Source organism: Rhizobium leguminosarum (genome assembly GCF_002953715.1).
Lineage (GTDB): Bacteria > Pseudomonadota > Alphaproteobacteria > Rhizobiales > Rhizobiaceae > Rhizobium > Rhizobium leguminosarum_V.
On record NZ_CP025012.1, the window covers coordinates 2846678 to 2860324 of the forward strand.

Genomic DNA, 13647 nt, shown 5'->3' on the forward strand with positions numbered 1-13647 from the left:
GCCAAGCCATTCTATGTCTCATGCGCTTTTCCGCTAATCTCCTGCCATGAACATCCTGATTCTCGGCGCAACCGGCTTTATAGGCTCCGTCGTCGCGGCCCGGCTCGTTGCCGACGGCCACGTCGTCACCGGACTCGGCCGCAATCCCGGACGTGCCCGTTTGAAACAGCCGGCAATCGACTGGCGGCGCGCAGATCTCTCGCACATGACGAAACCAGCGGATTGGGATGATATCCTCAAGGACCAGCATGTCGTCGTCAATTGCGCCGGCGCCCTGCAGGACGGCCTGTCGGACGATTTGTCGGCCACCCAGGCTGAGGCGATGTTGGCGCTCTATTCCGCAGCCAAACGCTCATCACGCCCGCTCGTCGTGCAGATATCGGCACGGACGGCGGGAGCGGCTAGCGATCTTCCCTTCCTCGCCACCAAGCGGCGGGCCGACGAGGCACTGGCTGCAAGCGGTCTGGCTTATCTCATCCTGCGCCCTGCCCTCGTTCTCGGCCGCAATGCCCATGGTGGCTCGGCGCTGCTGCGGGCGCTTGCCGCCTTTCCCCTGGCGCTGCCGCTGGTTCATGCCGAAAGTCCGGTCGAAACACTTTCGGTGAACGATGTGGCGGAAGCCGTGTCGCGGGCGGTCTCCGGCGGCATCTCCGGCGATATCGATCTTGCCGCCAACGAAGTTCTGACGCTCGCCGAGCTCGTCCGTCTTCACCGCCACTGGCTCGGCCTGCCGCCCGCCCGCGTGTTCCCTCTTCCCGGCTGGCTTACCAGGCCGGTGACGTGGCTGGCCGATTTGTCAGGCCTGCTCGGCTGGCGTTCGCCGCTGCGCTCGACAGCGATGACAGTGATGTCGGAAGGTGTGCAAAGCTCGAAATCAGGAAGCAGCCTTGCTGCGACATCCGCGGTCGCAGCGCTCTCGGCCAATCCCTCCGGCGTGCAGGATCTCTGGTTTGCCAGGCTCTATCTTCTGAAGCCGCTCGTCATATCAGGCCTGTCTGGCTTCTGGCTGCTGTCCGGTCTGATCCCGCTGCTGGCGCTGGAGAAGACGTCCGCTCACTTCCTGCCGTTCATGGCTGAGGCCGCGGCAACGGTGCTGACGCTTGCAACCTGCCTGACCGACATCGCTCTCGGTGCTGCCGTCCTCCTTCGCCCGCTGGCGAAACGTGCCCTTCTCGGTATGCTGGCCGTGTCGTTCGCCTATCTTGCCGGCGCCAGCCTGCTCGAACCCGCACTCTGGCTCGACCCGCTCGGTCCCCTCGTCAAGGTGCTGCCGTCGATCCTGCTGACACTCACCGCACTTGCCACCCTGGATGAACGCTGATGCTTGAGCAATGGCTGCTGCTTGCTCATGTCATCGGTGCGACCGTACTCTTCGGCACCGGCACCGGCATCGCCTTCTTCATGGTGATGGCGCACCGAACGCGCGATCCCCGGTTGATCGCCCATGTCGCCAGCACGGTTGTCATCGCTGACACGATCTTCACCGCCACCGCAGCCCTTCTCCAGCCGGCAACCGGCTATCTGTTGGCCCGGTCGATCGGCTGGGACCTGTCGGAGGGATGGATTGCGCTGTCGCTGCTGCTTTATGTCGTGACCGGCCTGTTCTGGCTGCCGGTCGTCTGGATCCAGATCCGGCTGCGCGATCTCGCCCGGGCCGCAGCGGCGGCGGGAAAAGCCCTGCCACCGGCCTATTTCAGCCTCTACCGCATCTGGTTCGCCTGCGGCTTTCCGGCCTTCTCAGCCGTCATCGGCATTCTCTGGCTGATGCTAACGAAGCCGTCGATCGCTCTATTTTAGCATCGGCCAGAGGCTTAGCACCAAGAGTGTCGCCATGCTGATATTGAACCATTTCAGCCGCACCGGATCGGAAAGCCACTCCCTCAGCGCCGAGCCGAAGCCTGCCCATGTCGAAACGCTGGGCACATTGACCGCCGCGAAGGCGAGACCGACGATCAGCACGCTCACGAGGTAGAGTTGCGGATTGGTATAGGTCGCCATCGCGGTGACCGCCATCACCCAGGCTTTCGGGTTGACCCACTGGAAGGCGGCCGCCGCGAAGAAGGACATCGGCTCGACGCCGCTCCTGCCTTCGCTGAGTGAGCGCGACGAGGCGATCTTCCAGGCGATCCAGACGAGATAGGCACCGCCCGCAAATTTCAGCGCCGTATAGACCATAGGCACCGTGTGCAGCAGCGCGCCGAGCCCAAGGCCGACGCCGATGAGCAGTGAGAAGAAACCGACGCCGATGCCGAACATATGCGGGATCGTCCTGCGGAAGCCGAAATTCACGCCCGATGCGAAGAGCATCATATTATTCGGCCCCGGCGTGATCGAGGTCGTGAAGGCGAACAGAACGAGGGCGAGAAATGTATCCAGCGGCATGCGACCTCCCGAAGCCAGCTTTTCCGCGGCCCGTTTATTTAGGTCAGGATAACTGTCCTAAACCGCCGATACCATTGCGTCATTGTCATGGTGACAGGATTACTTGAAAGATGCAGACCCGGCCCAATCTCTTGCCGACTGCATAATTCCCTAAATCGCCATCGATTTAAGGATAAAATCATGCAGCCATTCAAAGTGCTACAGCGTCCGTCTCAAGGACGCGCGGCGCTGTAGGAAGAAACCCATGCAGAACGACCCGATTCCATCGATCACATTTCCGAACGGCACTGAGGTGCCGGCGCTCGGCCAGGGCACCTGGGCCATGGGCGAGGATGCCGGCCATGCCAAGGCCGAAATCGAAAGCCTCAAGGCCGGCATCGATCTCGGCATGACGCTGATCGACACCGCCGAAATGTACGGCGACGGTGGCGCTGAAGAGATCGTCGGCCAGGCGATCAGGGGGCGGCGCGACGAAGTCTTCATCGTCAGCAAAGTCTATCCCTGGAATGCCAGCCTGAAAGGCACGATCGAAGCCTGCGAGCGCAGTCTCGAACGGCTCGGCACCGATCGTATCGATCTCTATCTGCTGCACTGGCGCGGCAACTATCCGCTCACTGAGACTGTCGCGGCCTTCGAAACGTTGAAGGCATCGGGCAAGATCGGCGCCTGGGGCGTCTCCAACTTCGACACCGACGATATGGAGGAATTGCTTAGAGTGCCCGATGGCGCCAATGTCGCCGCCAACCAGGTGCTCTACAATCTCTCCCGCCGCGGCATCGAATTCGATTTGCTGCCCTGGTGCCAGAGCCGCGGCATTCCCGTCATGGCCTATTCGCCGATCGAACAGGGAAATATCCTGCACCATCCCGAGCTGATCCACATCGCCAAGGCCTATCAGGCAACACCTGCCCAACTGGCGCTCGCCTTCCTGCTGGAACGCGACGGCGTCATCGTCATCCCGAAGACCTCGAATGCCGAACGCGCGGCGGAGAACCGCGACTGCGTCTCGCTTGATATCACCGACGACGACTGGGATGCCCTCGACGCCGCCTTTCCGCCGCCCACAAAGAAAAAACCGCTGGAGATGCTCTGACCTTCAGCGGCTTTCCCGATTATTGCAGCATCGGACTTACATGCCCAAGCTGTAATCTTACATGCCTTGGCGGTAATCTTACATGCCCGGGCTGTAATCTTTACATGCCCTGCACGCCGCGATTCATCGCCGCAATGCCGGTACGGCACACCTCGATGAGGCCAAGCGGCTTCATGATCGCCACGAACTGGTCGATCTTCGACGATTTGCCGGTGATCTCCAGAATGAAGTGACCGACCGTCGCATCCACCACCTTGGCATGGAAGGCATCGGCAAGGCGCAGGGTCTCGGCGCGCATCTCGCCCTCGCCGATCACCTTGATCAGTGCCACTTCGCGCTCGATCGGCCGGTCCTGGCCGAGTTCGCGGGCACGCACCGTCAGGTCGACGACGCGATGCACCGGCACGATGCGCTCGAGCTGCGCCTTGATCTGTTCCAGCACCTGCGGCGTGCCGCGTGTGACGACGGTGATGCGGGAAAGATGCGCCTGATGCTCGGTCTCGGAGACCGTCAGGCTCTCGATATTGTAGCCGCGGCCGGAAAATAGGCCGATGACCCGGGCAAGAACCCCCGGCTCGTTGTCGACGAGAACCGAAAGCGTGTGGCTTTCGACGGCCGCCGTTTCCGGCGAGATGAAGTAAGCGGAGCCCGTGGGCTGTAGGTGAGCGTTCATGGTCCTGAGTTTCCTCTTCCCTGCCGCATAACCCCGAAAATCGGAAACGATTTTCGGAAAGGATTATGCGCAAATTAAAAATGTCAGACGAGCGCGCGACCCTTGGCATCGATCGCATTGGCGACCGCTTCGTCGGTGGCTTCGTCCGGCAGCAGCATTTCGTTATGGGCCTTGCCCGAGGGGATCATCGGGAAGCAATTGGCGAGATTGGCGACGCGGCAATCGAAGATGACAGGCTTTCTGACCTCGATCATCTCCAGAATGGTGTCGTCGAGCGCATCCGGCTTTTCGCAGCGCAGGCCGACGGCGCCATAGGCTTCCGCCAGCTTGACGAAGTCGGGCATCGCCTCGGTATAGGAATTCGACAGGCGGTTGCCGTGAAGCAGCTGCTGCCACTGGCGCACCATGCCCATATACTGGTTGTTCATGATGAAGATCTTGATCGGCGCATCGTGCTGGATCGCCGCCGACATTTCCTGGATGCACATCTGGATCGAGGCGTCGCCGGCAATGTCGATGACGAGGCTGTCGGGGTGGGCGATCTGCACGCCGAGCGCTGCCGGCAGGCCGTAACCCATCGTGCCGAGACCGCCCGAGGTCATCCAGCGGTTCGGCTGCTCGAAACCGAAGAACTGCGCCGCCCACATCTGGTGCTGGCCGACTTCGGTGGTGATGTAGGTGTCGCGATCCTTGGTATGCGCAAAGAGCCGCTCCAGCGCATATTGCGGCATGATGACGTCGCTGCTCTTCGTATAGGCGAAGGAGTTGCGCGCGCGCCAGCGGGCGATATCGGTCCACCAGTCTTCCAGGCGACCCTTCTCCGGCTTCTTCGGCAGCGCCCGCCACAGGCGGACCATGTCTTCGAGGACATGGCCGACATCGCCGCGGATGCCGATATCAACACGGACGTTCTTGTTGATCGAGGACGGATCGATATCGATATGGATCTTCTTCGAATTCGGCGAAAAGGCATTGAGACGGCCGGTGATGCGGTCGTCGAAGCGGGCGCCGATGCAGACCATGACATCGCAGTCGTGCATCGCCATGTTGGCCTCGTAGGAGCCGTGCATGCCGAGCATCTTCAGCCAGTTCTTGCCTGAAGCAGGATAGGCGCCGAGGCCCATCAGCGTCGAGGTGATCGGGAAATCGGTGAGCTCGACCAGCTCGCGCAGCAGCTTGGAAGCCTCGGGGCCGGAATTGATGACGCCTCCGCCGGAATAGATGATCGGACGGCGCGCATTCGCCATCAGTTCGATCGCGGCATGGATCTGGTTGAGGTCGCCCTGGATCTTCGGCTGGTAGCTCTTCTGGATCGCGTAATCGGCGGGCGGTGTGTAGGTGCCGGTCGCAAACTGCACGTCTTTCGGAATATCGACTACGACGGGGCCCGGACGGCCGGACTGGGCGATGCGGAAGGCCTCGTGAATGACGGCGGCAAGCTGGTTGACATCCTTGACCAGCCAGTTGTGCTTGGTGCAGGGCCGGGTGATGCCGACCGTATCGCATTCCTGGAAGGCGTCGGAGCCGATCAGTGGGGTCGGAACCTGTCCGGTCAGGCAGACGAGCGGGATCGAATCCATCAGCGCGTCCTGCAGCGGCGTGACCGCATTGGTAGCGCCCGGACCCGAGGTCACCAGCATGACGCCGACCTTGCCGGTGGAGCGGGCGTAACCTTCGGCCGCATGGCCTGCCCCCTGCTCGTGGCGGACGAGGATGTGCTTGACATCCTCCTGCTGGAAGATCTCGTCGTAGATCGGCAGGACCGCGCCGCCCGGATAGCCGAAAATATGTTCGACACCGTTGTCCTTCAGCGCCTTGAGAACGATCTCCGCTCCCGTCATCCGATTGCCTGCCGCCTGATTGTCCGTGCTCATCTGTCTGTTCCGTTTGATGCTGGGATTGCGTTTGTGGCCGGAAGCCCGAATTTCGGGCATAAAAAAAGGCCCCTGAGGAGCCTGTCATCTAGCGCATGGGTGGCTATCGCCGGATGGTTACACCATCCTGCCCATGCGCTTTCCCACCACGATAAGAGCCGTTGCGATTTTCATGGTCGGAAGTGATAGACAGAAAATTTCGCAGCGTCAACGCATGCCGCAATAAAAAACTGCCCCACGCCTGCATCCCCGAAAATCGATAGGATGAAGGATTTGTTAAAGGATCGACTTTATTCTTCTACGCTACCGCAGGGAGTAGCCCTTTGCTCAACAACGACTTGCGCACGCCTGGCAAGGCAGGCGAGCATGATCGCCGCGATGGCCATGCGCCGGGAAATCGCTTTCTCGGCCGCGTCGTCGCATGCAGCGGTTCGCGGGCGACGATTGCCGCCGTTGCCGAACAGGGCGGCACCGACCTGACCGAACTCTGGTCCGTGGGGCGGTTGATTTCGATCAGCGTCGGCCGCAACCGCGTCGTCGCGCTCGTCTATCAGATGAACACCGGCAGCCATGCCTGGGGCGAAGGCGAAGACAATATTTTCAAGATCGAGACCGAGCTGCTTGGCGAAGTCCGTGTCGACGAGGACGGGCGCGAGGAATTCTCGACCGGCATCTCGCGTTATCCCTATCTCGGCGCCATCGCCCACCGTATCCGTTCCGCCGACCTGATGCGCATCTACGATGCCGGCGAAGGTACAACCGCCGTCATTGGCAAGCTGACGCAGGACGAAAGCATCGATGCGGCGATCCATATCCCCACGATGCTCTCCAAGCATTTCGCCGTCGTCGGCTCCACCGGCGTCGGCAAGTCGACGGCCGTGTCGCTGCTCCTGCACAAGGCAATCGCGGCGGATCCGAAGCTGCGCGTCCTGATCCTCGATCCGCATAATGAATTCGCCGCCGCCTTTCCCGAGCACGCCGTCACCATCGATACCGATACGCTCGACCTGCCCTTCTGGCTGATGCGGCTGGAGGAATTTGCCGAGGTCGTGTTTCGCGGCCGCCCGCCGGTGCCCGAAGAGCTCGACATGCTGCGCGATATCCTGCCGGAGGCCAAGCGCGCCTTCCGCGGCAGCGACAACTCGCTGGTGCGCCGCACGACGGAAAAGAGTTCGATCACCGCCGACACGCCGGTTCCCTACCGCATGGCCGATCTACTGGCGCTGATCGACGAGCGCATCGGCCGCCTGGAAGGCCGCTCGGAAAAGCCCTTCCTGCGGTCGCTGAAGATGCGCCTCATCGCTGCGATCAACGATCCGCGCTATCACTTCATGTTCTCCAACAATACGATCAGCGACACGATCACCGAAACCATCGCGCAGATCTTCCGCATCCCCGGCGAAAACCGGCCGATCTGCACCTTCCAGCTTGCGGGCATTCCCTCCGAGGTCGTCAATTCGGTCGCCTCCGTGCTCTGCCGTATGGCCTTCGAGGTGGCGCTGTGGAGCGACGGCGCCATCCACATGCTCGTCGTCTGCGAGGAAGCTCACCGCTATATCCCCTCCGATCCGAGCCTCGGCTTCGTGCCGACGCGCCAGGCGATCGCCCGCATCGCCAAGGAAGGTCGCAAATACGGCGTCTCGCTCGGCATCATCACCCAGCGCCCCGGCGAGCTCGATCAGACGATCCTGTCGCAGTGTTCGACGCTCTTTGCCATGCGCCTTGCCAACGACCGCGACCAGGAAATCATCCGCTCGGCCATTCCGAACTCGTCGATCTCGACGACCAGCTTCATCTCCTCGATCGGCAATGGCGAAGCGATCGCCTTCGGCGAGGCGATCAGCGTGCCGATGCGCATGCGCTTTTCCCGCGTCGACGAAAAGCTCCTGCCGAAGGCGAGCAGCGCCAACAGCAAGAACAGCGAAGAAGATCCGGATACGGTCGATCTGCGCAAGATCGTCACCCGCATGCGGGCGGTGACCGTCGGACCCGACATTTCGAATTTCCAGCAGAGCTATGCCGCGTCCGCGGCAGACTTCGACGAGGCTGATCCAGCCGACGAGGATCTCGACGCGAAGCAATACACGCCGCCCGTCTCTTCCGCCGCGCCGCTCGAATCCTACCGCCGCGAACTGCTGCCGCAAACACCGCGGCTGGACCCCGCCACGTCACCCGCGATCGATCCCAGGCTGGACGCGCTCCGTCGTGAGATGCGCCGCGATGAGCCGGTCTTTGCCCGGCCGGCACCGCCGACGGATCAGCCCGCAGTCTCCCGCCGGGAGCCCGGCACATCGCTGCGCGAAAGCATTCTGAAAAAACCGCTGAGCAGCCTTTACAACAAGGAATAAGCCTTCCACTCACTCTCCAGTGCGATCAGAGGCTCGACGGCCTCGAGCACCCTTTGCCGGTCCATCGGTCCGAGCGGCAAGAGAGGGCGTGGGAGCTCTGCCCTGGCGAGTGAGAGAAGGTCGATCAGCGTATAGATCACGCGAAGGCTTCCGAACGCCTTGAACGTTTGCCAGAGCGGCTCGAGAAGACCATCGAGCCGACGCACTTCGCCGTCCTCGCCTGCAATCGCGGCCTTGGTCAGGGCAGAGGCTACGCGCGGAAGCAAGCCGCCGATGACGCTGTACCAGGCGTCGGCACCTGAAAGCAGCGCTTCGGCAGCGCCCCAGTCGCCGCTGTAGCCGATCGCAAGCTTGGTCTTCTCACGCAATGTCGCCAGTTCGCCTGCGCAATCGCCGTCAACTGGCAGAGGCATCTTCACCGCCCTGATCGTCTCGATGTCAGACAGGCGCTGCAGAAGATCCCGGCTGAAGGTGAAGTGGGTCGTGCCGGGATTGTTGTAGATGCAAAGCGGCAGCTTCGCCGCATCTGTGACGGCAAGAAAATGCTGATAGGCCTCTTCCTGAGTAAGCGGCGTGTAGGACACCGGCGCAAGCAGAAGCGCATCCGCACCAGCGGCCTCCGCATCCCTCGCCAGGGCCTGGGCGTGGTCTGTCCTCAGAGCACCGACACCGACGACGATCGGAACGCGACCGCGCACGCACTCGACCGCAGCCTGAACGGCTCGCCGTCGCTCCTCGCATGTGAGAAAGGCGTAGATCCCGGTACTGCCGAGAAGACCTACCGAAGCGACGCCGGCATCACACAGGCGTTCCAGCAGGCGGCAGAGAGCTTCGGTATCGACCCGGCCGTCCCGATCGGCGGGCGTTGGCGGAAAGGCCGAAAGACCATGAAACGGAGAGGCGACGGACATGATGCGATCCTGAAAAGACGGTCAATGTGAGAACAGCAGACGCGATCCGGCGCCCGCGAAGAAGACGGCGAGACTTCCCTCGATCCATCGCCGCGCACGGGCGTAGCCGCGCACCATCGGCGCCGTCGAGAAGAGCACGGCATAGCCGGTAAATATCAAAACTCCGAGCAGCACGCAGCCGCCGAAAGCTGTGACGGCCATCTCCGGCGAAGCGCCCGGCTTGAGGCCGAGCGACATGATCGCGACCCAGGCCAGAACCGCCTTCGGGTTGCCGAGATGCATCAGAACGCCACGACGATAGAGCATGCCGAGTTGCGCGGCGGATCGAACGACCTCGCTTGCCGGCATATCCGACGTAGCTGCCGAGCGGGCCGCCCTCCAGGCGAGCCAGAGGAGGTACAGCCCACCTCCGATTTTGAGAAGCAGCAGGGCATGAGCATAGCGGACCAGGAGTGTCGAGATGCCGGTGACCGCGACCAACCCCCAGCATGTCGACATCGTGATAACCCCGGCGGCAAGAACCAGCGCCGGTCGACGCCCTTGCCGCATCGCCACGTTCATGATGGCCATGTTGCTTGGTCCAGGACTGCCTGCAGCGATTGCGTAGGCGATGTAGACGACGAGAAGATCCTGCATTTACCTGTTTCCAGAAGTTTGCGCACACGCACGGCACACCCGAAGACGAAGAGTGCGCCATCGCGAAGCCACCAATTCGCTTCCTTTTCCTCAATAATTGGTCCATCATGAAGCGCCATTTTGAAGAATTTCAATAGACCATTTTGCGATGTCCAAACGGCGCAGCATCATCGAGATACCATCGCTGAACGCGATCGATCGAACGGCTAATGTCGGTCGCCAGCTTGCGCAGGCCCTGCGGAACGCAATCGCCCGCGGTGAGCTGAGGTCGGGAGAACGCCTTCCTTCGACGCGTAGCCTTGCGACTTCGCTGAAGATCGCGCGCGGCACCGTCGTCGAGGTGTTCGATCAGTTGACCGCCGAAGGCTATCTCGAAGCGCGGGTCGGAGCCGGAACCCGTGTTGCCGCTGATCTGATGGACGCCACGCCAGCGCCCCGGCCTGCACCGGCAGCGTCGTCAACCGCGGATGCTGTCGATCTGCCGTCCCAGGTTGGCCGGCTGATCGCCATCGCCCGTGCGCTCACCCCGCACCCGCCCGTTCCCTTTGCCATCGCCGTCCCGGCTTCCGGCATTGCGCCGGACGACAACTGGCGCCGTCTCGGCAACCGCGTGCGCGCGTCGCGACAGGCCGCACCTTCGGGTTACCACGACCCCATGGGCTTGCTCGAATTAAGGCTTGCCATTGCCGACCACGTCCGGCGCGCGCGGGCCGTTCATTGCGAGCCGGAACAGGTCATCGTCACATCAGGCACCCAGCAAGGCCTCTATATGGCGGGCCGGGTCCTTCTCTCGCGTGACGATCCGGTATGGGCCGAGGACCCGGCCTATCCCGGCCTGACGGCCGTGCTCGACGATCTCGGCGTCCGGACGCACCGCCTGCCGGTCGATGCACAGGGAATGAACGTGGAACGCGGCCTCGAGCTATGTCCGCAGGCGCGCGCCGCATTCGTGACCCCTTCGCACCAATATCCGATCGGCATGCCGCTCAGCATGGCCCGGCGCAATGCCTTGATCGCCTGGGCCGACCAAAATCGCGCCTGGATTGTCGAGGACGACTACGACAGCGAGCTGCGTTATGCCGGACACCCATTTCCCTCTATGCAGGGATTGCGTCCGTCACGCGTCATCTATCTCGGCACGTTCAGCAAGGTGCTCTTTCCTTCCCTGCGCCTCGGCTACGTCATCGCCCCTCCTCCGCTCGCAGAAGCCTTTGCCGGCGCCCGCGCCATTCTCGACCGGCATTCGCCGATCGCCGAACAGCACGTTCTGGCGGCCTATATGCGGGAAGGCTATTTCGAAGCGCATATCCGGCGCATCCGTGGCCTCTATGCCGAACGCCGCGCTGTTCTGCTTTCGGCGCTCGAGCGGGCCTTGCCTGAGGGCTGCCGCGTTCAGGAGAGCGACCAGGGCATGCATATACTTCTATGGCTGCCCGAAGAGGTCGACGACATGCAACTCGCCGCAAGCGCCCTGTCGGCAGGCCTCGCCGTGCGTGCGATCTCTCCGATGTATGCCGCGCGGCCGGCGCGCCCCGGCCTGATGCTGGGCTTCGGCGGATTTCTGCCGGACCAGCTACAGGCGGCGGTTGGCGAACTCGTCAAACTGCTGAGCCTGCAGATGGCTGGAGCGGGAGACCTGCAACAAACTGAAGCCTAAACCGTCAGCCGTTCCCAGCTATCGTCCATCTGGTTGCGGAACCATGTCATTTGCCGCTTGGCATATTGCCGCGTCGCCGCAGCCCCCTTTTCCAGCACCTCGTCGCGCGTCATCTCGCCCCGGACCATCGCCGTAATCTGCGACACGCCGATTGCCTTCATCACAGGCGCCTCGGCCGGCAGATCGAGCGCAAGCAGCGCCCTTACCTCATCTTCCGCGCCTTGCTGCAGCATTTTTTCGAAACGCCCGTTGATGCGCTGATGCAGTACCGCCCTATCCGGCAGCACGACGATCTTGCGGGCCTCATCGGCGTCGATGATCACCGGTCCCGACTGGCCCTGGAAATCGGCGATCGACCGCCCCGTCGCCTTCACCACCTCCAGCGCCCGGACGATCCGCTGCCCGTCCTGGCGGTTGAGGCTTGCCGCCATGGCGGGATCTGCCGCGGCGAGTTCGCCATAGAGCCCGTCCGGGCCCTCCTCCAGCAGCCGCGTCCTGAGGGTCTCCCGCAGCGCCTCCGGTATCGCGGGCATATCGGAGAGACCACCGGTCAACGCCTTGAAATAAAGCCCTGTGCCGCCGACGAAGACCGGCAGCCGCCCGGCGACCCTGAGCGCCGGCAGCAATGCCGAGACATCCCGCAGCCAGGCGCCGGTGGAATAGGCCGCACCGGCCGGCACGTGGCCGTAGAGATGATGCGGCACGCCCTGCATCTCCTCTTCCGACGGGCGCGCGGTGAGCACCCGCAGCGTGTCGTAAACCTGCATGCTGTCGGCGTTGATGACCGCGCCGTCATGGCGCTTGGCCAATTCGACGGCGAGCGCGGACTTGCCGCTGGCGGTCGGCCCGGTTATCAGGATCGCGTTCACTGTGCTCAGAAGGTTTTCCATCATGGCCCTCGTTGCCACGCTTGTTGCCAATCCGTCAAATCCCGTGCTGACACCCGCGATCGCCGAACAGGCGGCGGAGGCCGTGAAGGCTTCCGGTCTCTACTGGCTGGCTGATGGCATAGCCTGCGACATCGCGCTGCGCGACGGCACCGATGCGCAAGCGGCAGAGGCCAATATCCTTGCCGTCATATCAAACGCGCCGATCGACCTCGTCATCCAGGAGCAGGAGACCCGCCGCAAGAAGCTGCTGATCGCCGACATGGATTCGACGATGATCGGCCAGGAATGCATCGACGAACTCGCCGCCGAAGTCGGCCTGAAGGAGAAGGTCGCGACCATCACCGCCCGCGCCATGAATGGCGAGATCGCCTTCGAGCCTGCCCTGCGTGAGCGTGTCGCCCTGCTGAAGGGCCTGCCGATATCGGTCGTCGACGAGGTGATCGCCAAGCGCATCACGCTCACGCCGGGCGGCCCGGAACTGCTTGCCACCATGAAGTCTAAAGGCTATTACACCGCGCTTGTCTCCGGCGGCTTCACCGTCTTCACCAGCCGCATCGCTGCTACCCTCGGCTTCGATGAAAACCGCGCCAACACGCTGCTCGAAGACGGCGGCATTCTCTCCGGCTTCGTCGCCGAACCGATCCTCGGCAAGCAGGCGAAGGTCGATGCGCTGAACGAGATTTCGGCTCGCCTCGGCATTTCGCCGGAAGAAGCGATCGCCGTCGGTGACGGCGCCAACGATCTCGGCATGCTTCACCTCGCCGGCGCCGGCGTCGCCCTCCACGCCAAGCCGGCAGTCGCTGTCGAAGCACAGATGCGCATCAACCACGGCGACCTGACCGCCCTGCTCTACATCCAGGGCTACCGGAAGACGGATTTCGTGACGGCTTGAAAGCGATACCAGCGACATTCCCGAAATCGGGGCTGATCGCTGGTGGCTCGTACGGAAGGGCAACCTCCATAAACCTGCCAAAGAGCCTGTCACCTCCGGACCGCTAGGCCAACGGTCCCGTTTCGAAAGGCCGCCCGGCGCACCCTCTCCGCCCTCATTCCTGTGCTCGTCACAGGAATCCAGCCGCCGCGCGTCTGCGCGGTGAGTGACTTACGTCAGGAGAGAAGGGTCTTCTGCGCCCAAAGACTTGGGCGCACCGGATTCCTGTGACAAGCACAGGAATAAGGGAGA

The 13647-nt window shown here is 62.7% G+C and carries 12 protein-coding genes; 6 read left to right on the top strand and 6 right to left on the bottom strand.

Annotated features, from left to right (window positions below):
- The first annotated feature begins 46 nt into the window (after positions 1-46).
- The gene (locus CUJ84_RS14475; RefSeq protein ID WP_105006722.1) at positions 47-1321 is read left to right on the top strand and encodes an SDR family oxidoreductase; all 1275 of its coding nucleotides are present in this window, start codon (positions 47-49) and stop codon (positions 1319-1321) included.
- Positions 1321-1797 (top strand): DUF2269 family protein, encoded by a 477-nt coding sequence (locus CUJ84_RS14480; protein ID WP_105006723.1) that lies wholly within the window; start codon positions 1321-1323, stop codon positions 1795-1797. The genes CUJ84_RS14475 and CUJ84_RS14480 overlap by 1 nt, the downstream gene beginning before the upstream one ends.
- Here the strand turns inward: CUJ84_RS14480 and CUJ84_RS14485 are convergent.
- Positions 1789-2382 carry a LysE family translocator gene (locus CUJ84_RS14485; RefSeq protein WP_018074200.1) on the bottom strand — a complete coding sequence of 198 codons (594 nt, stop codon included), beginning with the start codon at positions 2380-2382 and terminating at the stop codon, positions 1789-1791. The two genes, CUJ84_RS14480 and CUJ84_RS14485, sit on opposite strands and share 9 nt — an antisense overlap.
- Positions 2383-2626: 244 nt before the next feature.
- Between CUJ84_RS14485 and CUJ84_RS14490 the strand changes: the two genes are divergently transcribed.
- On the top strand, positions 2627-3475 hold the full coding sequence (locus CUJ84_RS14490; protein ID WP_018074199.1) for an aldo/keto reductase: 849 nt from the start codon (positions 2627-2629) through the stop codon (positions 3473-3475).
- A 100-nt stretch (positions 3476-3575) separates the two neighbouring features.
- Here CUJ84_RS14490 and ilvN read toward each other — a convergent pair whose 3' ends face one another.
- Both ilvN and CUJ84_RS14500 read right to left on the bottom strand, forming a co-directional pair.
- Positions 3576-4148 (bottom strand): acetolactate synthase small subunit, encoded by a 573-nt coding sequence (gene ilvN / locus CUJ84_RS14495; protein WP_003541288.1) that lies wholly within the window; start codon positions 4146-4148, stop codon positions 3576-3578.
- A gap of 83 nt (positions 4149-4231) precedes the next feature.
- A complete protein-coding gene (locus tag CUJ84_RS14500) occupies positions 4232-6022 on the bottom strand; it encodes an acetolactate synthase 3 large subunit (RefSeq protein WP_018074198.1) in 1791 nt (596 codons plus the stop codon).
- 323 nt (positions 6023-6345) lie between these two features.
- Between CUJ84_RS14500 and CUJ84_RS14505 the strand changes: the two genes are divergently transcribed.
- Positions 6346-8370 carry an ATP-binding protein gene (locus CUJ84_RS14505; RefSeq protein ID WP_105006724.1) on the top strand — a complete coding sequence of 675 codons (2025 nt, stop codon included), beginning with the start codon at positions 6346-6348 and terminating at the stop codon, positions 8368-8370.
- On the opposite strand, the gene CUJ84_RS14510 is transcribed toward CUJ84_RS14505, so the two are convergent.
- Together CUJ84_RS14510 and CUJ84_RS14515 are read right to left on the bottom strand one after the other, a co-directional pair.
- Positions 8355-9281: a dihydrodipicolinate synthase family protein gene (locus tag CUJ84_RS14510; protein WP_105006725.1), complete on the bottom strand. Its 927-nt coding sequence runs from the start codon at positions 9279-9281 to the stop codon at positions 8355-8357. The two genes, CUJ84_RS14505 and CUJ84_RS14510, sit on opposite strands and share 16 nt — an antisense overlap.
- Before the next feature lie 21 nt (positions 9282-9302).
- Positions 9303-9917, bottom strand: coding sequence for a LysE family translocator (locus CUJ84_RS14515; protein WP_105006726.1), 615 nt, complete (start codon positions 9915-9917; stop codon positions 9303-9305).
- A 148-nt stretch (positions 9918-10065) separates the two neighbouring features.
- Here CUJ84_RS14515 and CUJ84_RS14520 point away from each other — a divergent pair, with 148 nt between their 5' ends.
- Positions 10066-11574: a PLP-dependent aminotransferase family protein gene (locus tag CUJ84_RS14520; RefSeq protein ID WP_105006727.1), complete on the top strand. Its 1509-nt coding sequence runs from the start codon at positions 10066-10068 to the stop codon at positions 11572-11574.
- Here CUJ84_RS14520 and miaA read toward each other — a convergent pair.
- Positions 11571-12467 carry a tRNA (adenosine(37)-N6)-dimethylallyltransferase MiaA gene (gene miaA, locus CUJ84_RS14525; protein WP_105006728.1) on the bottom strand — a complete coding sequence of 299 codons (897 nt, stop codon included), beginning with the start codon at positions 12465-12467 and terminating at the stop codon, positions 11571-11573. The genes CUJ84_RS14520 and miaA overlap by 4 nt on opposite strands.
- Here miaA and serB point away from each other — a divergent pair.
- Positions 12466-13356, top strand: a complete 891-nt coding sequence (gene serB, locus CUJ84_RS14530) for a phosphoserine phosphatase SerB (protein ID WP_105006729.1) — start codon at positions 12466-12468, stop codon at positions 13354-13356. The genes miaA and serB overlap by 2 nt on opposite strands.
- Positions 13357-13647 lie beyond the last annotated feature (291 nt).